Source organism: Streptomyces sp. bgisy159 (genome assembly GCF_057707805.1).
Genome location: NZ_JBYIQX010000050.1, coordinates 28,879 through 49,941, shown reverse-complemented (window position 1 = coordinate 49,941; position 21,063 = coordinate 28,879). Strand labels below are relative to the sequence as shown.

Annotated in this window: 17 protein-coding genes; 8 read left to right on the top strand and 9 right to left on the bottom strand. The window is 72.2% G+C overall.

Going from position 1 to position 21,063, the window contains the following annotated elements; translation table 11 throughout:
* Positions 1-62 precede the first annotated feature (62 nt).
* Genes AC3ET3_RS31635 through AC3ET3_RS31625 form a run of 3 tightly spaced genes read right to left on the bottom strand, consistent with a single transcriptional unit; the run spans position 63 to position 3,610 of the window.
* Positions 63-2,345: an ABC transporter permease gene (locus AC3ET3_RS31635; protein ID WP_435613343.1), complete on the bottom strand. Its 2,283-nt coding sequence runs from the start codon at positions 2,343-2,345 to the stop codon at positions 63-65.
* A 3-nt stretch (positions 2,346-2,348) separates the two neighbouring features.
* Positions 2,349-3,098 carry an ABC transporter ATP-binding protein gene (locus AC3ET3_RS31630; protein WP_432139302.1) on the bottom strand — a complete coding sequence of 250 codons (750 nt, stop codon included), beginning with the start codon at positions 3,096-3,098 and terminating at the stop codon, positions 2,349-2,351.
* Entirely contained in the window at positions 3,095-3,610 is a 516-nt protein-coding gene (locus AC3ET3_RS31625; protein ID WP_432139303.1) for a PadR family transcriptional regulator, read from the bottom strand. The genes AC3ET3_RS31630 and AC3ET3_RS31625 overlap by 4 nt, the downstream gene beginning before the upstream one ends.
* Positions 3,611-3,740: 130 nt before the next feature.
* On the opposite strand from AC3ET3_RS31625, the gene AC3ET3_RS31620 reads away from it, so the two are divergent.
* The 5 genes from AC3ET3_RS31620 (at position 3,741) to AC3ET3_RS31600 (ending at position 10,424) form a co-directional block, all read left to right on the top strand.
* A complete protein-coding gene (locus AC3ET3_RS31620) occupies positions 3,741-5,012 on the top strand; it encodes an ABC transporter substrate-binding protein (protein WP_432139304.1) in 1,272 nt (423 codons plus the stop codon).
* 164 nt (positions 5,013-5,176) lie between these two features.
* On the top strand, positions 5,177-6,820 hold the full coding sequence (locus AC3ET3_RS31615) for a glycoside hydrolase family 13 protein (RefSeq protein WP_432139305.1): 1,644 nt from the start codon (positions 5,177-5,179) through the stop codon (positions 6,818-6,820).
* Between the two features lie 53 nt (positions 6,821-6,873).
* A complete protein-coding gene (locus AC3ET3_RS31610) occupies positions 6,874-8,199 on the top strand; it encodes an ABC transporter substrate-binding protein (protein WP_435613342.1) in 1,326 nt (441 codons plus the stop codon).
* 6 nt (positions 8,200-8,205) lie between these two features.
* On the top strand, positions 8,206-9,576 hold the full coding sequence (locus tag AC3ET3_RS31605) for an ABC transporter permease (protein ID WP_432139307.1): 1,371 nt from the start codon (positions 8,206-8,208) through the stop codon (positions 9,574-9,576).
* An 8-nt stretch (positions 9,577-9,584) separates the two neighbouring features.
* Complete coding sequence (locus AC3ET3_RS31600; RefSeq protein WP_432139348.1) at positions 9,585-10,424, top strand: carbohydrate ABC transporter permease; 840 nt, start codon at positions 9,585-9,587, stop codon at positions 10,422-10,424.
* 49 nt (positions 10,425-10,473) lie between these two features.
* On the opposite strand, the gene pgl is transcribed toward AC3ET3_RS31600, so the two are convergent.
* From pgl to tkt, 5 genes are read right to left on the bottom strand one after another with little or no spacing between them, the layout of a single operon-like run.
* Complete coding sequence (gene pgl, locus AC3ET3_RS31595) at positions 10,474-11,256, bottom strand: 6-phosphogluconolactonase (RefSeq protein ID WP_432139308.1); 783 nt, start codon at positions 11,254-11,256, stop codon at positions 10,474-10,476.
* Positions 11,253-12,287: a glucose-6-phosphate dehydrogenase assembly protein OpcA gene (gene opcA / locus AC3ET3_RS31590; protein WP_435613341.1), complete on the bottom strand. Its 1,035-nt coding sequence runs from the start codon at positions 12,285-12,287 to the stop codon at positions 11,253-11,255. Before opcA ends, pgl begins: the two co-directional genes overlap by 4 nt.
* Positions 12,284-13,828, bottom strand: a complete 1,545-nt coding sequence (zwf, locus tag AC3ET3_RS31585) for a glucose-6-phosphate dehydrogenase (RefSeq protein ID WP_432139310.1) — start codon at positions 13,826-13,828, stop codon at positions 12,284-12,286. The genes opcA and zwf overlap by 4 nt, the downstream gene beginning before the upstream one ends.
* Before the next feature lie 4 nt (positions 13,829-13,832).
* Positions 13,833-14,951, bottom strand: coding sequence for a transaldolase (gene tal / locus AC3ET3_RS31580; RefSeq protein WP_432139311.1), 1,119 nt, complete (start codon positions 14,949-14,951; stop codon positions 13,833-13,835).
* A gap of 34 nt (positions 14,952-14,985) precedes the next feature.
* A complete protein-coding gene (gene tkt, locus AC3ET3_RS31575; protein ID WP_432139312.1) occupies positions 14,986-17,091 on the bottom strand; it encodes a transketolase in 2,106 nt (701 codons plus the stop codon).
* Positions 17,092-17,440: 349 nt separating this feature from the next.
* Here tkt and AC3ET3_RS31570 point away from each other — a divergent pair, with 349 nt between their 5' ends.
* From AC3ET3_RS31570 to AC3ET3_RS31560, 3 genes are all read left to right on the top strand, one after another.
* Positions 17,441-18,394 carry a heme o synthase gene (locus AC3ET3_RS31570; protein WP_432139349.1) on the top strand — a complete coding sequence of 318 codons (954 nt, stop codon included), beginning with the start codon at positions 17,441-17,443 and terminating at the stop codon, positions 18,392-18,394.
* Between the two features lie 81 nt (positions 18,395-18,475).
* Positions 18,476-18,796, top strand: a complete 321-nt coding sequence (locus AC3ET3_RS31565; RefSeq protein ID WP_432139313.1) for a hypothetical protein — start codon at positions 18,476-18,478, stop codon at positions 18,794-18,796.
* Positions 18,797-18,891: 95 nt separating this feature from the next.
* On the top strand, positions 18,892-19,998 hold the full coding sequence (locus AC3ET3_RS31560; protein ID WP_432139314.1) for an amidohydrolase family protein: 1,107 nt from the start codon (positions 18,892-18,894) through the stop codon (positions 19,996-19,998).
* Positions 19,999-20,020: 22 nt separating this feature from the next.
* On the opposite strand, the gene AC3ET3_RS31555 is transcribed toward AC3ET3_RS31560, so the two are convergent.
* Positions 20,021-21,040 (bottom strand): COX15/CtaA family protein, encoded by a 1,020-nt coding sequence (locus tag AC3ET3_RS31555; protein WP_432139315.1) that lies wholly within the window; start codon positions 21,038-21,040, stop codon positions 20,021-20,023.
* Positions 21,041-21,063 lie beyond the last annotated feature (23 nt).

Sequence of the window (21,063 nt, the reverse complement as noted above, 5' to 3'; positions counted from 1 at the left end):
GCGCGGCAGGTAGCAGACGCCCCAGGTGCCGCAGGCGCCCTCCCCGCGGGTCAGATCCGCCCTCAGGCGATCGCGCTCAGCGTGTCCGCCAGCCGTCGGCGGGTCGCCCGGTGGGCCGGGAGGGCGCTCAGGGCGACCGCGCCGAGCACCGTGGCCGTGCCCATGAGCAGCACCACCGGCCAGGACGGGCTGCGGGCGATGCCCGCCCCGATGCCGCTGGAGGTGCCCTGGGCGTCGATCAGCCAGTGGGCCAGGGGCAGCCCCAGAGCCGTGGCCAGCAGGGTCGCGGCCAGGGTGGTGCAGCCGGTCGCGGTGACGGTGACCGCGGTGATCTGCCGGGGCGAGAGGCCGATGGCCTTGAGGGCCGGCAGGTCCCGCTCGCCCTCGCGGACCGTCCCGCCGATCGCGGTGAGCAGCTCGATCAGCCCGATCAGGGCGAGCACCGCGATCAGACCGGCGGCGACCGCCCGCAGCGGTGAGAGACCGTCCGCGGGGTTGGCCACGGGGTGGACGTCCAGGTGGCCCCTTGCCGACTCCGTCAGCTCGGCGGCGACGCTGTCCGGGGCCGCGCCCGGCCGCAGCCGCAGCTGGTACAGGGTCGGCCCCAGACCGGGGTCGTTCTCGCGCAGGGTGTCCAGCGACGTGGAGATGACCCGGCCGGCGTTCTCCGGTTCGATGCTGCGGCCCACGATGTGCAGGATCTGCGGCTGGTCGCCGACCGTCATCCGCACCCAGTCGCCGACGCGCACGTCCAGCAGGTCCAGCAGACCCCGTCCGGCCACCGCCTCGTCCGGCCCGCTCGGCGCCCGGCCCTCGGCGACGGTGTGCGGGTAGGGCTCGTCGGTCGTGCCGAGGCCGCGCAGGGCTATCGTCGCGGTCTGCCCCGGGACCAGCGCCGCCACCTCCACACCGGGGTACACGGTGGCGACCTGCGGGGAGCCCTCCAGCAGGGCCCGGGTCTCCCGGGCGTCCAGTGTCCCGTCGGCGCGTGCGGTGAGCGCCGCGGGCATCCCCACCCGCTCGGGGCTGCTGTGGAAGCGGTCCAGGGTGGTCCACGCGCTCATCGCCACCACGATCAACAGCAGCGGCAGCGCCAGTCGCCCGATCGCGACGGCGCCGCGCGAGCGCCGAGGGAACGCCTTGTGCCAGCCCAGGACCAGCGCGGGCGGCAGCCCCAGCCCGAGGGCCCGGCGCGCCGCGCCCGACAGACGCCCGCCGGCCGGCGCGGCCGGCCGGGGCACCGGCACCGACGGCACCCGCCCCGCCCGCCAGGCCGCGAGCCCGGTCACCGCGCCGATGAACAGCACGGCGGCGACGGGCACCGCGACCAGCGCCGCGGTGTGCCCTGGCAGCCCCTGCCACACCCCGACGGCCTCGCCCAGCCGTCCCGGCAGCCGGGCGCCCAGACCGCGCAGGAGGGCGGCCGCGGCCAGGGCGCCGAGCAGCGCGTACGCCACGTGCTGGAGCAGGAAGATCCGTACCACCTGACCGGGGGTGAACCCGATCGCCTTCAGCACCGAGATGTCCCGCAGGTGTCCGCGGATCCGGGTGCCGATCGCCGCGTGCACGGCGAGACCGGCGGCGAGCAGCGCCCCCAGCCCGAACAGCCCGAGGACCTGGCCCAGCAGCCGGTTGTCGCCCTGCGCCTCGGCCCGCGCCTGCCGCCAGGTGGAGACTTCGCCGACGGTGCCCGCGCCGAGTACGGTGACCGCGCGCTGCACCGCGTAATCGGTGTCCCGGGGATCGGTCAGCCGCAGCCCGATGACCTGCCCTCCCGGGGCGCGCACGGCCGCCGGTGACGCCCAGGCCAGCCCCGGACGCTCGCCCGGGCGGTAGCGGGGTTCGGCGGAGTCGGCGACGCCCACCACGGTCAGTGCCCGGGCCGTGCCGGGAAGGTTCAGGGTGTCGCCGGGCTCGGCCAGCAGCGCCTGGGCCAGGCGGCGCTCCAGCACCACCGCGTCGGGGTCGGCGGCGTCCGGCCAGCGGCCGGAGACCAGCAGCGGCCGCGCGACGGAGGGCTGCCGGTCCGTGGCGCGCAGCTCGACCGCGGCGCGGGCGCCCCGGGAGGCGACGGTGACGGACTCGGTGGGAAAGGGACCGGCGACGGAGTCCACGCCGGCCAGGCCGGTCAGCCTGCCGGTGTCCGCGGACGCGCTGGTGTGCAGCCACACATGGGCGCCGCGGGCCTGGGTGAAGACCCGCTGCCAGGGGTTGGTCGCGTAGCCGAAGAGCGCGGTCGCCAGCAGCAGCGAGGCGACGATGCCCGCGGTGGCGAGCACGATGAACAGCGCCTCGCCACGGTGCGTTCGTAGATCGGAGTGCGCCCAGCGCAGCGTCGCCCGCATCGGTCAGTCCCTCAGCTCCAGCACACCGGAGAGCCCCGTGCCGCGGGTCGGTCTGCCGTCCAGGGCGGCGTCGTCCGCTATTCGCCCGTCGAAGAAGCTGATCACCCGGTCCGCGGCGCTCGCCAGCCGGGCGTCATGGGTGACCAGCAGGATCGTCTGACCGCGTCCGTGGAAGCGGGACAGCAGCCGCATCACCTCGCGGGTGCCCTTGCTGTCCAGGCTGCCGGCGGGCTCGTCGGCCAGCAGCAGCGAGGGGTGGTTGACCAGCGCGCGGGCGAGCGCGACCCGCTGCTGTTCACCGCCGGACAGCTCGCCCGGCATGCTGCGCCCCTTGCCCGTCAGCCCCAGCTCCGCCAGCAGTTCCTCCCGCTCGGCGCGGGCCTTCCTGGGGGAGACGCCGGCCAGCAGTGCGGGCAGCTCCACGTTGTCGGCGACGGACAGGTTGGAGACCAGGTTGAAGAACTGGAAGACGATCCCGATGCGCTTGCGGCGTTCCACGGCCCAGCGCGCCTCCGACCAGGAGTCCGCGCACTCGCCGTCCAGCGTGATCCGGCCCGCGTCCGGCGGCTGCAGCCCGCCGAGCAGGTGCAGCAGCGTGGACTTGCCGGCGCCGGACGGACCGGTCACGGCGACGAACTCGCCGCGCCGCACGCACAGGTCGACGCCCCGCACGGCGTGCGCGGGCGCGCCCTCGCCGTGGTGCGTCTTGACCAGGCCCTCCGCCCTGAGCGCGGGAGGGGCGCTGTCGCTCACTCCAGCTCCTCCAGTTCCTCCTGGCACCGCTCCAGCCAGTCGAGGTCGGCCTGCAGGTGCAGCATCGCGCCCTCGATCAGCAGATGGGCGATTCGGTTGTCCCGGTTCTCGGCCGCGGCCAGTTTCGACAGATCACGCATGGTGTTGAGGTACTGGCGCCGCTGGTGGTTGATCAGGGCGATCTGGTCGGCGAGGCCCGTGCGGGGGGCGAGGGCCAGCTTCATGAAGAACTCGTCCCGTACCCGCGGCTCGTCCGCCGTCTCGTCGAACCAGGCGCGCAGTTCGTCCCGCCCGGCGTCGGTGAGGTGGTAGATCTTCTTGTTGGGGCGGCCGGACTGCTCGATCTCCTCGCCCTCGATGAGCCCCGATTTCTCCAGGCGGCCGAGGGTCACATAGATCTGGCCGATATTGGGCTGAGGGTACGCGGAGCCCAGCAGTTGCTCAAGGTCCTGCTTCAGCTCGTAACCATGGGCGGGGCCACGGGCGAGCAGTGCCAGAAGGGACTGGCGCACTCGTGCTGTCCTCCTCCGGCCTCGTATGGTGCTGTCTGCTCCAGGCCCTAGTATCGCCCATACCTAACAGGTATACATTGCTCTGTCTCCCGGACAAGGGTGCCCGGCGCAGTGTGCTAAGGAGGAACCTATGCGGTGGATACGCGCCGCCGGTAGGGGCCTCCTCGTTCTGCTGGTCGTCCTGACCGGTCATGTGGCCTCCGGCGTACCGGCCGGGGAGGCCGACGACGCCGGCCGGGGCCCGCTGACGCTGGCCACCGCGGGCGATCTCACCGGATATCTCGGCCCCCTCCTGGAGGGCTGGAACCGCGCCCATCCCGACGAGCGGGTCACCCTCGTCGAACTGCCGGACTCCGCCGACGAGACCCATGCGCAGATGGTCACCGACCTGCGCGGCACCGACCGCGGCCGGTTCGACGTCCTCAACATCGACGTCGACTGGACCTCGGAGTTCGCCGCGGCCGGCTGGATCCGCCCGCTCGCGCGCGACCGCTTCCCGCTGGAGTCCTTCCTGCCGCCGGTCGTCGGCACGGCCACCTACGACGGGCGGCTGTACGCCGTGCCGTACGTCACCAACGCCGGGCTGCTGCTGTACCGCAAGGACGTCCTCGCGAAGGAGGGGGTGGCGCCGCCGCGGACCTGGGCGGAGCTGGAGCGGGACGCGAGGACCATCGCGCCGAAGTACGGGCTCGACGGCTACGCGGGCCAGTTCCTGCCCTACGAGGGCCTGACCGTGAACGCGGCCGAGGCGGTGTACTCGGCCGGCGGCAGCATCCTCGGCGACGAGGGCGAGCGCGTCACCGTGAACTCGGCGGCGGCCCGCGAGGGCATCCGGTTCCTGGCGGACGGGGTGCGCGAGGGCTGGATCCCGCGCGAGGCGCTGACGTACAAGGAGGAGGAGTCCAAGCAGGCCTTCCAGGACGGGCACCTGCTCTTCCTGCGCAACTGGCCCTACGCGTACGCCGTCGCCTCCGCCCCCGGATCCGAGGTCGCCGGCAAGATCGGTGCCGTGCCGCTGCCGGGGCCGGACGGGCCGGGCACCAGTGTCCTCGGCGGTTCCAACCTGGCCGTCGCCGAGCACGCCCGGCATCCGGAGTCCGCCGTGCGGCTGATCGCCTACCTCACCGGCGAGGACGTCCAGCGCCAGGTGCTCACCCGGGGCGCGCTGCCGCCCGTACGGGCGGAGCTGTACGAGGATCCGGAGCTGATCCGGGCGTTCCCCTACCTGCCGACCCTGCGCGCCGCCGTCCTGGCGGCCGCCCCGCGCCCCAAGAGCCCGCACTACGACCAGGTGAGCCTGGTGGTGCAGGCGGTGCTGCACGACGCGCTGACCGGGCGCGAGACGCCCGAGAGCGCGGTGCGGCGGCTGGCGCGTGAGCTGGCGGCCGTCGCGCACCGCTAGCGAGCGGTTCGCCGACGATCTTCCCCTAGTTACTTGTTAGGTAACGCGCCCGTCTCATTCATGGTTGATTTGCCCATCAATGACCCGATTCAAAAGGTAAACCGGTCGGTAGTGTACGGCGCACTCGTTGACACCCCCGTGAAACAGATACCTAACATGCATGCATGACAAGCAAGCACCACCCCTGGTGGCGCGACGCCGTGGTCTACCAGGTGTACGTCCGCAGCTTCCTGGACAGCACCGGCGACGGCGTCGGAGATCTGGCCGGCGTCCGGGCCGGGCTGCCGTACCTGAAGAAGCTCGGCGTCGACGGGATCTGGCTGAGCCCCTTCTATCCGTCGCCCCAGCACGACCACGGCTACGACGTCGCCGACTACTGCGACGTGGACCCGCTCTTCGGCGACCTCGCCGAGTTCGACCTGCTCATGGCCGCTGCCCGCCGGCTCGGCATCAGGGTGCTGCTGGACATCGTCCCCAACCACTGCTCCCACGCCCACCCGTGGTTCCGGCAGGCGCTGGCCTCGGCGCCCGGCAGCGCGGCCCGCGCCCGCTTCCACTTCGCCGACGGGCGCGGCCCCGACGGCGACGAGCCGCCCAACAACTGGCACGCCATGTTCGGCGGCCCGGCGTGGACCCGGGTGACCGAGCCGGACGGCCGGCCGGGCCAGTGGTACCTGCACATGTTCACGCCCGAGCAGCCCGACTGGAACTGGCGCGAGGCCGAGGTCCCCGCCGAGTTCGACCGCATCCTGCGCTTCTGGCTTGACCGGGGCGTCGACGGCTTCCGCATCGACGTCGCCGCCGGCCTCTACAAGCACCCCGAGCTGCCCGACTCGGACGACCCCGAGGCGGACGCCCGCACCCGCGACTCGGTCAACCCGCTCGCCTGGAACCAGCCCGAGGTGCACGGCATCTGGCGGCGGTGGCGCTCGATCTGCGAGGAGTACACCGTCCGCGACGGCCGGCAGCGCCTGCTCGTCGGCGAGGTCTCCGTCCCCACCGCCCGCGAGCACGCCCGGTACGTCCGCCCCGACGAACTCCACCAGGCGTTCTTCTTCGACCTGCTGAGCGCCCCCTGGGACGCCGACGCGTTCCGCAAGGTCATCACCGAGGCCATGCAGGACATCGCCGGCACCGGCTCCACGGTCACCTGGGTCCTCAACAACCACGACCAGGTCCGCACCGTCACCCGCTACGGCGAACCTACCCCCGAGGGCAGCGGACTCGGCCCCGCCCGCGCCCGGGCCGCCGCGCTGCTGATGCTGGCGCTGCCCGGAGCCGCGTACATCTACCAGGGCGAGGAACTGGGCCTGCCGGAGGTCGTCGACCTGCCCGACGACGTGCTCACCGACCCCATCTTCCGCCGCACCGGAAGCCGCGCCCGCATCCGCGACGGCTGCCGGGTGCCGCTGCCGTGGTCCGGGCAGGCGTCCCCGTTCGGCTTCACCTCCGGCGCCGAGGGGGCCAAGCCCTGGCTGCCGCAGCCGGACTACTTCGCCGAGTACGCCACCGACCGGGCCCTCGCCGACACCCGCTCCTTCTGGCACCTCTACCGCGACGGCCTGCACCTGCGCAGGGAACTCCCGCAGCTCGGCGAGGGCACCCTGCGCTGGCTGGACACCCCGCCCGGAGTGCTGGCCTTCGTCCGCGGCGACGGACTGGTCTGCGCCGTCAACTTCGGCGCGGCCCCCACGCCCGCGCCGGTCTCCGGCACCCCCCTGCTGTCCAGCGGCCCGTGCCCGCCCGGGGTCCTGCCCGGCGCCACGGCCGCCTGGTGGATCAGCGACGACGCCCACGGCGTCCACTGACCCGCCGACCCACCGATCCGACGTCAGTTCCACCCTCCGAAGGGACATCAACGATGATGCGACGACGTACCACCCTCCTCGCCGGCTGCACCACCCTGGTCCTCGCGCTCACCGCCACCGCGTGCGGCGGCGACGACGTCAGCGCCGGCGGCGGCGACAAGGCCCTCAGCGGCCAGACCGTCACAGTGGCCGGCGTCTGGACCGGCAGCGAGCAGGCCAACTTCCAGAAGGTGCTGGACGCGTTCAGCGAGCAGACCGGCGCCAAGACCCGGTTCGTGTCCACCGGCGACAACGTCTCCACCGTCGTCGGCAGCAAGATCGAGGGCGGCAACGCCCCCGACGTGGTCATGGTCCCGCAGGTCGGCGTGCTCCAGCAGTTCGCCGAGAAGGGCTGGCTCAAGCCGCTGTCCGACACCACCCGCAAGTCCGTGGACGCCAACTACTCCACCGCCTGGAAGACGTACGGCAGCGTCGACGGCACCCTCTACGGCCTCTACTTCAAGGCGGCCCACAAGTCGACCGTCTGGTACAGCCCCGACGCCTTCTCCCGGGCCGGCGTCACACCCCCGAAGACCTTCGACGAACTGGTCAAGGCCGGGCACACCGTCTCCGACTCCGGCCTCGCCGCCTTCGCGGTCGCCGGGCAGGACGGCTGGACCCTCACCGACTGGTTCGAGAACATCTACCTCTCCCAGGCCGGCCCCGAGAAGTACGACGCGCTCGCCGCCCACAAGCTGAAGTGGACCGACGCCAGCGTCGTCCAGGCGCTCACCACGCTGGGCACGGTCTTCAAGGACAAGCAGCTCCTCGCGGGCGGCCAGAAGGGCGCCCTGAACACCGACTTCCCCGGCTCGGTCGAGAAGGTCTTCGGTCCCAAGCCCGAGGCCGGCATGGTCTACGAGGGCGACTTCGTCGCCGGTGTCGCCAAGGACCAGTTCGGCCGGTCGATCGGCGAGGACGCCGACTTCTTCCCTTTCCCTCCGGTCGGCGAGGGCACGGCCCCGGTCGTCAGCGGCGGCGACGCCGCCGTCGTCCTCAAGGACGGCAAGAACAGCGACGCCGGCATGAAGCTCCTGGAGTACCTGGCCACCCCCGAGGCGGCCGCCGTGTGGGCCAAGGCGGGCGGCTTCCTGTCGCCCAACAAGAAGGTCAACCTCGCCTCCTACGGCGACACCGTCACCCGCGCCACCGCCAAGTCCCTGGTCGCGGCGGGCGACTCGGTCCGGTTCGACATGTCCGACCAGGCACCGGCCGCCTTCGGCGGCACCAAGGGCGCCGGCGAGTGGAAGATCCTCCAGGACTTCCTGCGCGACCCCTCCGACCCGGCCCGCACCGCGGCCGCGCTGGAGGACGCCGCGGCCAAGGCCTACCGGGGCTGATCCGCGATGACCGTCATCGAGTTCGCGCGGAAGGAGGGGGCGGGTCCGCCCCCGCCTCCCGACGCCCCCGCCCGGCGCCGGCGTTCCCGGCGCCGGGGCCGGACCACCGCGCTGCTGTTCGTGCTGCCCGCGCTGCTCCTGCTCGGCGCACTCGTCGTCTACCCCGTGCTGTTCTCCGTCGGCCGCAGCTTCTTCGACGCCTCCGGCGACCGCTTCGTCGGCGGCGACAACTACGCCGAGATGTTCCGCGACCCGGCGACCCTCACGGCCGTCCGCAACACCGCGATCTGGGTCGTCGTCGCCCCCACCCTGCTCACCGGGCTGGGCCTGATCCTCGCCGTCCTGGTGGAGAAGGTCCGCTGGGCCACCGCGTTCAAGCTGCTGCTGTTCATGCCGATGGCCGTGTCCTTCCTGGCCGCCGGCATCATCTTCCGCCTCGCCTACGACGAGGACCCCGACAAGGGCGTCCTCAACGCCGCCGTCGTCGCCGTGCACGACGCCGTCCAGGGCACCTCGCCCTATCCGACGGCACGCGCGCGTGAGGGCCAGGGCCTCACCCACCGGGACGACGGCTCGTACCGGACCGACACCACCTTCTCCCCGGGCGACTCCACCGCCCTCGGCCTGGTCGGCGTCGCCCCCGGCGAGCTGCCCCCGGGCGCCTCGCCCGCCGGCGCGGCCGCCACGGCCGAGGCCGGCCCGGACGAGGTCCGCGGCGTCGTCTACCTGGACTTCACCCCGGGCGGCGGCGGCCGCCCCGGCCGGGTCGACCCCCGGGAGAGCGGACTGCCCGCCATGAAGGTGACGGCGATCCGCGACGGCGACACCGTCGCGAGCACCACCACCGCAGCCGACGGCTCCTTCCGCTTCACCGGACTGCGAGCGGGGTCCTACACCCTCGCCCTGCCCGCCTCGAACTTCGCCCCGCCCTACGACGGCGTGTCCTGGCTCGGGCCCACCCTGGTCACCCCCGCGATCATCGGCGCCTACCTGTGGATCTGGACCGGCTTCGCGATGGTCCTGATCGGCGCCGGGCTCGCGACCCTGCCCCGGGACGCCCTGGAGGCGGCCCGGATGGACGGAGCCAACGAGTGGCAGATCTTCCGCCGCATCACCGTCCCCCTGCTCGCACCGGTGCTCACCGTCGTCTTCGTCACCCTGGTCATCAACGTGATGAAGGTCTTCGACCTGGTCTACGTCATCGCCCCCGGACCGGTGCAGCAGGACGCCACCGTGCTCGCCACCCAGATGTGGCTGGTGTCCTTCGGCGGCGGCAACAACCAGGGGCTCGGCAGCGCGCTCGGTGTCCTGCTGCTGCTCCTGGTGATCCCCGCGATGGTCTTCAACGTCCGCCGTTTCCGGAGGAGTCAGCGATGAGTTCAGCGATGAACGCGGTCCGCCGGGGACTGGGCAGCGCCGTGGTGCAGGCCTTCCTCGTGGTCGTCGGCCTGATCTGGCTGACGCCGCTGGCGGGACTGTTCCTCTCGTCCCTGCGGTCGGCCGAGGACACCGCGAAGGGCGGCTGGTGGACGGTGTTCTCCGCCCCCCGCCAGCTGTCCTTCGACAACTACTCGGCGCTGCTGGACAACGCCGGCATCACCCGCGCCTTCTGGAACACCGTGCTGATCTCGGTGCCCACGACCCTCCTGGTCGTCGTGATCGCAGCGCTCGCCGGATACGCCTTCGCCTGGCTGGAGTTCCCCCTGCGGGAGCCGCTGTTCCTGCTGGTGGTGGCCCTGCTGGTGGTGCCCGTGCAGATCGGGCTGCTGCCGGTGGCCAAACTCTTCGGACAGCTCGGCCTGTTCGGCACCATCCCGGGCGTCGTGCTGTTCCACGTGGCCTACGGACTGCCGTTCGCGGTGTTCCTGCTGCGGAACTACTTCGCGGAGATACCCCGGGAGATGCTGGAGGCCGCCCGGATGGACGGCGGCAGCGAGTGGCGCATCTTCACCCGCCTGGTGCTGCCGGTCGGCCGGCCGGCCCTCGCCAGCCTGGCCATCTTCCAGTTCCTGTGGGTGTGGAACGACATGCTGGTGGCACTGCTGTTCGCCGACAGCTCCTCCCAGCCGCTGACCGTGGAACTCCAGTCGCAGATACGGCAGTTCGGCAGCAACGTGGACGTGCTGGCACCCGGCGCGTTCGTGTCCCTGGTGGTGCCGGTCGTGGTGTTCTTCGCCTTCCAGCGCCACTTCGTCCAAGGAGTCATGGCCGGATCGGTCAAGTGACCCGTCCCGGACCGGGGCGGCGGCACCACGGGGGCCGCCGCCCCTTCGCTCAGGGCGACGCCGGCGGGTACAGCGACCGCGGCAGCTGTGCCGCCGCGGCCGTGTCCAGCAGCCACAGGGTGCGGGAGCGGCCGTACGCGCCCGCCGCAGGCGCCTGGATCTCACCGGCGCCCGACAGGGCCATGGCCGCGGCCCGCGCCTTGTCCTCGCCGGCCGCGAGCAGCCAGACCTCGCGGGCCGCGCGGATCGCCGGCAGGGTCAGGGTGATCCGCGTCGGCGGCGGCTTGGGCGCCCCGCGCACCCCCACCACCGTGCGGTCCGCCTCCCGGACCGCCGGGTGCTCGGGGAACAGGGACGCCACATGGGTGTCCGGACCGACGCCCAGCATCAGCACGTCGAAGGTGGGCACCGGGCCGTGGTTGTCGGGAGCGGCAGCCCGGGCCAGTTCCTCGGCGTAGGCCTCCGCCGCCGCCTCCACGTCCGTCCCGTACGGACCGTCCGACGCGGGCATCGCGTGCACCCGCTCCGGGGCCACGGGCACCGCGTCCAGCAGCGCCTCGCGGGCCTGCGTGACATTGCGCTCCGGGTCGCCCTCCGGCAGGAACCGCTCGTCGCCCCACCACAGGTCGATCCGGCCCCAGTCGACGGCGTCCCGGGCCGGCGCGGCGGCCAGGGCGGCCAGCAGGCCGTTGCCGTTGCGGCCACCGGTGAGGACCACCGACGCCCGGCCCCGGGAGGCCTGCGCGTCCACGATCTTCGTGATCAGCCGGGCCGCCGCGGCCCGGGCCATCAGTTCCTTGTCGCGGTGCACGACCAGTTGGGGTGCGTTCACTGCGCGGCCGCCTCCTTCACCGCTTCCGTCGCCGCCTGCGGTGCGGCAGCTTCCGTGGACTCCTCGGCCGGTTCTCCTTTGGCCACCGGTCCCTCCGCGGCGGCCCGCGCGCTCAGCCGCTCCACCCCGAACCGCAGCGCGGACGCGTACGTGTCGTCCGGGTCCAGCCGGCGCAGCTCCTCCGCGATCAGATCCGCCGTCTCGCGGCGCTTGAGCGCCACCGCCCGGTCCGGCTGGCCGTCGATGGACAGCGTCGCCAGCGAACCGTCCGGGCGGTGCAGCACGATCGGCCCGCAGTCGGTGGCCATCCGGACCGCGGTCAGACCGGGCCCGGCGGACGCCGAGCGCCGCACCGGCACACCCAGCCGGTCCGCGAGCCACATCGCCAGCAGCTCGCAGCTCGGGTTGAACGCCTCGCCCTCGACCTCGACCGAGCGCACCGTGCAGGCGACCTGGTCCAGGGCGGCGGCCAGCATCGAACGCCACGGGGTGATCCGGGTCCACGACAGGTCCGTGTCGCCGGGGGTGTACGTCGCGGCGCGCACGCCCAGCTCCCGCACCGGCTCCTCGGCCGCGTACGAGTCGGTGACCCGGCGCTGCGCCAGTGCGCCCAGCGGGTCGTTCGCCGGGTCGTGCGGGGCGCTCACCGGCCACCAGACGACCACCGGGGCGTCGGGCAGCAGCAGCGGCAGCACCACCGACTGGGCATGGTCGACCACCTCGCCGTACAGCCGCAGCACCACCGTCTCCCCGGTACCCGCCTCCGCGCCCACCCGCACCTCGGCGTCCAGCCGGGAGGACGTGCGGTCGCGCGGGCCGCGCGAGACGCGCCGGATGACCACCAGGGTGCGCGAGGGGTGCTCGTGGGAGGCGTCGTCGGCGGCCTTGAGCGCGTCGTACGCGTTCTCCTCGTCCGTGACGATGACCAGCGTCAGCACCATGCCGACGGCCGGCGTGCCGATGGCCCGGCGGCCCCGCACCAACGCCTTGTTGATCTTGCTGGCGGTGGTGTCCGTGAGGTCTATCTTCATGGCCGGCGCCAGCTCCGTCCGTCTCGCTCCAGCATCTCGTCCGCCTCGACCGGACCCCAGGTGCCTGCCGCGTACTGCGCGGGCCTGCCGTGCCGGTCCCAGTACTCCTCGATCGGGTCGAGGATCTTCCAGGACAGCTCGACCTCCTCGGTGCGCGGGAAGAGGTTGGCGTCGCCCAGCAGCACGTCCAGGATCAGCCGCTCGTACGCCTCCGGGCTGGACTCGGTGAACGACTCGCCGTAGGCGAAGTCCATCGACACGTCCCGGATCTCCATCGACGTGCCCGGCACCTTCGAGCCGAAGCGGACCGTGACGCCCTCGTCCGGCTGGACCCGGATGACGATCGCGTTGGAGCCCAGCTCCTCGGTGGCCGTCGTGTCGAACGGGGAGTGCGGGGCGCGCTGGAAGACCACCGCGATCTCCGTCACCCGCCGCCCGAGCCGCTTGCCGGTGCGCAGGTAGAACGGCACCCCGGCCCAGCGCCGGTTGTCGATCTGCAGCTTGATCGCCGCGTAGGTGTCGGTCTTCGACTGCGGGTCGATGCCGTCCTCTTCGAGGTAGCCGACGGCCTTCGCACCGCCCTGCCAGCCCGCCGTGTACTGGCCGCGCACGGTGTCCCGGCCCAGTTTCTTGGGCAGCCGGACCGCGCCGAGCACCTTGGTCTTCTCGGCCGCGAGCGCGTCCGCGTCGAAGGAGGCGGGCTCCTCCATGGCGGTCAGCGCCATCAGCTGCAGCAGGTGGTTCTGGATGACGTCCCGCGCGGAGCCGATGCCGTCGTAGTAGCCGGCCCGGCCGCCGATGCCGATGTCCTCGGCCATGGTGATCTGCACGTGGTCCACGAAGGACCGGTTCCAGATCGGCTCGAACATCGTGTTGGCGAAGCGCAGCGCCAGGATGTTCTGGACGGTCTCCTTGCCCAGGTAGTGGTCGATCCGGAACACCTGGTCCGGGTCGAACACCTCGTGCACGACCGCGTTCAGCTCCTCGGCCGACTTCAGGTCGTGCCCGAAGGGCTTCTCGATGACGGCCCGGCGCCACGACCCGCCACGCTGGTCGGCCAGACCGTGCTTCTTGAGCTGCTGGATGACCACCGGGAAGGCGCGCGGGGGCACCGACAGGTAGAAGGCGAAGTTGCCGCCCGTGCCCTGTGCCTTGTCCAGCTCCTCGATGGTGGAGCGCAGCCGCTCGAACGCCTCGTCGTCGTCGAAGGTGCCCTGCACGAAGCGCATCCCCTGGATGAGCTGCTGCCAGACCTCCTCGCGGAACGGCGTGCGGGCGTGCGCCTTGACGGCGTCGTGGACCTCCTGGGCGAAGTCCTCGTCCTCCCACTCGCGGCGGGCGAAGCCCACCAGCGAGAAGCCCGGCGGCAGCAGACCGCGGTTGGCGAGGTCGTACACCGCCGGCATCAGCTTCTTGCGCGACAGATCGCCCGTGACGCCGAAGATGACCAGGCCCGACGGCCCCGCGATACGCGGGAGCCGTCGGTCCGCCGGGTCACGCAGCGGGTTGCTGCCCGGGAGCAGCGCATTGCTGCTTGACAAGATGTCAGCCCTCCGAGGGGGCGAGGCGCTCCAGCTCCGCCTCGGTCGACTTCAGCAGGTCGTTCCAGGACGCCTCGAACTTCTCGACGCCCTCGTCCTCCAGGAGCTGCACCACGTCGTCGTACGCGATCCCGAGCTTCTCGACGGCGTCGAGGTCGGCGCGGGCCTGCTCGTAGGTGCCGGCGACGGTGTTCCCGGTGATCGAGCCGTGGTCCTCGGTGGCCAGCAGGGTCGCCTCCGGCATGGTGTTCACCGTGTTCGGCGCCACCAGGTCGTCGACGTACAGGGTGTCCTTGTACGCCGGGTCCTTCACGCCGGTGGAGGCCCACAGCGGGCGCTGCTTGTTGGCGCCCGCGGACTCCAGGGCCAGCCAGCGCTCGGAGCCGAACACCTCTTCGTACGCCTGGTAGGCGAGGCGCGCGTTGGCGAGGGCGGCCTTGCCGCGCGCCGCCTTCGCCTCGTCGGTGCCGAGCGCGTCCAGCCGCTTGTCGATCTCGGTGTCCACCCGGGACACGAAGAAGGACGCCACCGAGTGGATCAGCGACAGGTCCAGGCCCTTCTCCCTGGCCTTCTCCAGGCCGGCCAGGTAGGCGTCCATGACCTTGCGGTAGCGCTCCAGCGAGAAGATCAGGGTGACGTTGACGCTGATGCCGTTGCCGATCACCTCGGTGATCGCCGGCAGGCCCGCCTCGGTCGCCGGGATCTTGATCAGGGTGTTCGGGCGGTCCACCAGCCAGGCCAGCTGCCTGGCCTCGGCGACGGTGGCCCGGGTGTTGTGGGCCAGCCGCGGGTCGACCTCGATCGAGACCCGGCCGTCCTGGCCGCCGGTGGCGTCGAAGACCGGGCGCAGGATGTCGGCGGCGTCCCGGACGTCCGCCGTGGTGATCATGCGGACGGCTTCCTCGACGGTGACCCGGCGCGCGGCCAGGTCGGTGAGCTGCTGCTCGTAGCCGTCGCCGGACGAGATCGCCTTCTGGAAGATCGTCGGGTTGGTGGTGACGCCCACGACGTGCTGCTGGTCGATCAGCTCGGCGAGGTTGCCGGACGTGATCCGCTTGCGCGACAGGTCGTCCAGCCAGATCGCGACGCCTTCCTCGGAGAGGCGCTTGAGTGCGTCTGTCATGGAATTACATCTCCTACGTGTCGTATGGGGGGCGTCAGCGCTGTGCGGCCGCGAGGGCCGAAGCCGAATCGAGCGCGGCCCGGGCCTGGTCAGCCACGTTCTCGGCGGTGAAGCCGTACTCGCGGAAGAGCACCTTGCCGTCGGCGGAGGCGCCGAAGTGCTCCAGGGAGACGATGCGTCCGGCGTCGCCGACGTACTTGTGCCAGGTCAGACCGATACCGGCCTCCACCGCGACACGCGCCTTCACCGACGGGGGAAGGACGCTGTCCCGGTACCCCTGGTCCTGCTCCTCGAACCACTCCACGGACGGCATGGACACCACCCGCGTGGGGACGCCGTCGGCCTGGAGCCGCTCGCGCGCCTCGACGGCGACGTGCACCTCGGAACCGGTGGCGATCAGGATGACCTCGGGGTCGCCGCCGTCCGCCTCGAACAGCACGTAGCCGCCGCGCGCGGCGTCGTCGTTCGGCTCGTAGGTCGGCACGCCCTGGCGGGTGAGCGCCAGGCCGTGCGGTGCGCCCTTGCCGAACTCCTTGGTCCAGCGGCGCAGGATCTCGCGCCAGGCGATGGCGGTCTCGTTGGCGTCCGCCGGGCGGACCACGTTCAGACCGGGGATGGCGCGCAGCGAGGCCAGGTGCTCCACCGGCTGGTGGGTCGGGCCGTCCTCGCCGAGGCCGATGGAGTCGTGCGTCCACACGTACGTCACCGGCAGGTGCATCAGGGCCGACAGGCGCACGGCGTTGCGCATGTAGTCGGAGAAGACGAGGAAGGTGCCGCCGTAGATCCGGGTGTTGCCGTGCAGCGCGATGCCGTTCATCTCCGCGCCCATGGAGTGCTCGCGGATGCCGAAGTGGATCGTGCGGCCGTACGGGCTCGCCTCGGGCAGCGGGTTGCCCTCGGGCAGGAAGGACGACGTCTTGTCGATGGTGGTGTTGTTCGAGCCGGCCAGGTCGGCGGAGCCGCCCCACAGCTCGGGGATCACCGCGCCCAGCGCCTGCAGCACCTTGCCGGAGGCGGCGCGGGTGGCGACGCCCTTGCCGGGCTCGAAGACCGGGAGCTTCTCCTCCCAGCCCGCCGGCAGCTCACCGGCGCTGATCCGGTCGAAGTCGGCCGCGCGCTCGGGGTTCTCGTCCCGCCACAGCTGGAACTTCTTCTCCCACTCGGCCTTGGCCTGCGCGCCGCGCTCCAGGGCCTTGCGGGTGTGGGCGATGACCTCGTCGGCGACCTCGAAGGACTTCTCCGGGTCGAAGCCGAGGACGCGCTTGGTGGCCGCGACCTCGTCGTCGCCCAGTGCCGAGCCGTGCGCGGCCTCGGTGTTCTGCGCGTTCGGGGCGGGCCAGGCGATGATCGAGCGCATGGCGATGAAGGACGGCTTGTCCGTGACCTTCTTCGCCTCCTGGACCGCGTCGTAGATGGCGTGCGGGTCGAGGTCGCCGTCCGGCTTCGGGGCGACGCGCTGGACGTGCCAGCCGTAGGCCTCGTAGCGCTTGCAGACGTCCTCGGAGACGGCGGTCTCCGTGTCGCCCTCGATCGAGATGTGGTTGTCGTCCCACAGCAGGACCAGGTTGCCCAGCTTCTGGTGGCCGGCCAGCGAGGACGCCTCGGCGGCGATGCCCTCCTGGAGGCAGCCGTCACCGGCGACGGCGAACACGAAGTGGTCGAAGGGCGACTCCCCGGCCGGGGCCTCGGGGTCGAACAGGCCGCGCTCGTAGCGGGCGGCCATCGCCATGCCGACGGCGTTGGCGACACCCTGGCCCAGCGGACCGGTCGTCGTCTCCACGCCCACGGTGTGCCCGTACTCCGGGTGGCCCGGGGTCTTGGAGCCCCAGGTCCTGAAGGACTTCAGGTCGTCCAGCTCCAGGCCGAAGCCGGCCAGGTACAGCTGGGTGTAGAGGGTCAGGGACGAGTGGCCCGCGGACAGCACGAAGCGGTCGCGGGCGACCCAGTCGGCGTCCGCCGGGTCGTGCCGCATCACCTTCTGGAAGAGGGTGTAGGCGGCAGGCGCCAGGCTCATCGCCGTACCCGGATGGCCGTTGCCGACCTTCTGTACGGCATCGGCGGCCAGGACGCGGGCAGTGTCCACGGCCCGCTGGTCCAACTCGGTCCACTCGAGGTCTGTGGTGGTCGGCTTGGTGCTCACCCTGGGTCAGGGCTCCTCTCCACATGTCGAACGCCGGTGACGGGACGCCTACCGGCCGCTGTCGAGCCTACCCCCGTAGGACGTGCGTTTTTTCGAGCGATTCCACACTGCGGGACGCCTTTGTCATCCGCCTCCCCACCAGCCCGGAACCGCATTCGGCAACTGAATACGGACGCGCTCATCTGACCGCTCAATCGGGTCTTCGTTCGCACGTCGGAGCGGGTCCGCCAACACGACCCCACCCCCGCGAATGTCCGGGTCTGGGCAACGTCTAAAGTGGCGTGGTACGCGCGAGCCTCTCACCCGGAACTCACACAGGGGAGGGCTCGCTGGGATGTCTCTGTCAGGGGTGTGCGTGACGGCCGTCGAATCCCGTCCAGCGGGGGCGCTTGTGACGACCCGGCGCCCGAGCCACCGGCCGTTCGGGGCCCGTGTCAAGGCGTTCGTGGCGCTGACCAAGCCGCGGATCATCGAGCTGCTGCTGATCACCACCGTTCCGGTGATGTTCCTCGCCGAGCAGGGGGTGCCCGACCTCGGTCTGGTGCTGCTCACCTGCGTCGGCGGCTACCTCTCGGCGGGCGGCGCCAACGCGCTGAACATGTACATCGACCGCGACATCGACGCGCTGATGGACCGCACCTCGCAGCGTCCGCTGGTCACCGGCATGGTCAGCCCCCGCGAGTGCCTGGCCTTCGGCATCACCCTGGCGGTGGTCTCCACCCTGCTGTTCGGCCTCGCCGTCAACTGGCTGTCCGCCTGGCTCGCGCTCGGCGCGCTGCTGTTCTACGTCGTGGTCTACACGATGATCCTCAAGCGCCGCACGGCCCAGAACATCGTGTGGGGCGGCATCGCGGGCTGCATGCCGGTGCTGATCGGCTGGACCGCGGTGAAGGACTCCCTGTCCTGGGCGCCGGTCGTCCTCTTCCTGGTCATCTTCTTCTGGACACCGCCGCACTACTGGCCGCTGTCCATGAAGGTCAAGGACGACTACGCGCGCGTGGGCGTGCCGATGCTGCCCGTCCTGGCGTCCAACAAGGTGGTCGCCCGGCAGATCGTGATCTACAGCTGGGTGATGGTCGCGGTCTCCCTGCTGCTGACCCCGCTCGGCTACACCGGCTGGTTCTACACCGCCGTGGCGCTCGCGGCGGGCGGCTGGTGGCTGTGGGAGGCACACGCGCTGCAGAACCGGGCCAGGGCCGAGGTGACGGGCGGGAAACTGAAGGAGATGCGCCTGTTCCACTGGTCCATCACCTATGTGTCGCTGCTGTTCGTGGCGGTGGCCGTGGACCCCTTCCTCCGGTAGGCCCTCCCTCCGGTTCTCCCGGGGTGCCCTTCCTCCGGCAGGCCCTTCCTCCGCCTGCTACCGGCCGGTAGCATTCCGGTCATGGCAGACACGCAGCAGGTTGACGCGAAGGCCGAGCGCACCGCCGCCCGGCTCGCCAAGCACATCGGCGCCTTCTCCAAGGCCCACGGGGGCGCCGAGGGGCAGATCGCCTACATCGGCGAGCGCGGCGCCCGGATCGTCCTCGTCGGTGAGGACGGCGGCTGGGGCGACCTCGTCGCCCCCACGTACGAGATCGCCGAGAAGGCGGTCGAACAGGCCGGCATCACCCGCCACGAGGCCTTCGACGGAGAGTTCGCCGCCAAGGTGACGACCGGCCCGTACGAGTGGAAGCGCATGGCCGGCATCCAGGTCGGCGGCTGAGAAGCGCAACAACCGCCGATCATCCCATCACCGGAAGACCGGTTCACCCGTTAGGCCGTGCGGCACGTCCGCGCCGTCCGAACGGGGAGACCGGGATGATCGACACGCCGTCCCTCGTGGACCAGTACTGCCACGGCGTACTGAGGACCGAGCTGGGCCTCGGCACCTTCGAGGCCCAGCTGTCCCGCACCGAGGGCCCGCCCGCCCCCGGCACCACCCTCTTCGACACCCAGACCGGTTTCGCGGTACGCCGCTGGTGTCCCCCGCTGCTCGGTCTGGAGCCGCACTGCCCGCCCGCCCGCTATCTGGCCCGGCGCCGGGAACTCGGCGTCCTGGAGGCGGGCCGCCGACTGCTGCGCGGCTCCGGCATCACGACGTACCTGGTGGACACCGGCCTGCCCGGCGACCTCACCGGCCCCGACGAGATGGCCACCACGGCCGCCGCCCGGGCCCGGGAGGTCGTCCGCCTGGAGCTGCTCGCCGAACAGGTCGCCGACACCTCCGGCACCGTGGAGTCCTTCCTCGCCAACCTCGCCGAGTCGGTGCACGGCGCCGCCGGGCACGCCGTCGCGTTCACCTCGGTGGCGGGCGTGCGGCACGGCCTGGCACTGGCGCCGGAGCCGCCCGGCCCGGGGGAGGTGCGGGGCGCGGCCGGCCGCTGGCTGGCGGCCCGCCGGGTCGGCGGCGAGCTGACCGACCCCGTACTGCTGCGGCACCTGCTGTGGATCGCGGTCGCGTCGGGGCTGCCCCTGCAACTGCACGCGGGGCTCGCCGAGCCGGGCGCGCGCATCGACCGCACCGACCCGGTGCTGTTGACGGACTTCGTCCGGGCGACCGCAGGGCTGGGCACCGACCTCGTCCTGCTGCACGGCTACCCGTACCACCGTCACGCCGCCCACCTGGCCGGCGTCTTCCCGCACGTCTACGCCGACTCCGGCGCCGCCCTGGTGCGCACCGGCGCCCGCGCCGCGACCGTCCTCGCGGAGATCCTGGAGCTGGCACCCTTCGGCAAGATCCTCTTCTCCAGCGGGGCCGCCGGACTGCCCGAGCTGCACGTGGTCGGCGCCCGCCTCTTCCGGGAGGCCCTGGCGCGGGTGCTGGGCGGCTGGGTGGCCGAGGGCGCGTGGTCCCTGGCGGACGCCCAGCGTGTGGCGGGCATGGTGTCGGCGGGGAACGCCCGGCGGGTCTACGGGCTGACGTGACCCGTGCGGCGCAGGCGGGCGCTCACGCGCGCGTGGGCACCGCCGGCTCGGCCGACGGCCCCGGCACGTCGGGCAGTTCGCCGTCCTCCAGCGGCCGCTCGCGCAGCGCCAGCAGCACCCGCAGCACCCAGATCCACATCACGCACGAGCCGAACATGTGCGCCGCGACCAGCGCCTCCGGCAGGTCCGTGAAGTACTGGACATAGCCCAGCGCCCCCTGGCCCAGCAGGATCAGGAACAGCTCCCGCGTCCGGTCCAGCGGGCCCTTGGGCGCGTCCACCGCCTTCAGCACGAACCACAGGGCGAACGTGAGCGTGACCACGATCCAGGCCAGCACGGCGTGCAGCTTGGCCACCGTCTCCCAGTCCACCTGCATCCGGTCGACCTCGCTGGAGTCACCCGCGTGCGGGCCGGCGCCGGTGACGACGGTGCCCACCGCGAGCAGCAGCACCGTCGCGGCGACCAGGAACCACACCAGCTGGCGCACCGCCGGGCCGACCAGGGGCCGCGGGGCCGCGTCGCCCTCCCGGGTCCGCTGCCACATCACCGTCGCCACGGCGATCAGCGCCGAGGAGAGCAGGAAGTGCCCCGCGACCGTGTACGGGTTGAGGCCGACGAGGACCACGATGCCGCCGAGCACCGCGTTGCCCATGACCACCCAGAACTGCGCCCAGCCCAGCCGGGTCAGGTCGCGCCGGTACGGCTTCTGGGACCGGGCCGCGACGATCGCCCAGCCGACGGCCGCGCACAGCACGTACGTCAGCATGCGGTTGCCGAACTCGATGGCGCCGTGGAAGCCCATCTCGGTGGTCGCGGTGAGCGAGTCGTCGGTGCACTTCGGCCAGGTCGGGCAGCCGAGCCCGGAGCCGGTGAGGCGGACCGCGCCACCGGTGACCACGATGACCACGGACATGACGAGTGCGGCGAGGGCCGCCCGCCGGACCGTCCGGGGATGCGGGGTCCAGCGTTCGGCGACGAAGGCGAGCGGGTTGCGCACGGCGGCTGCGGCGTCGGCGCGGGTCACGTTTGGCACGCCGTCCATCGTAGGCCGCCGCTTGTGCACAC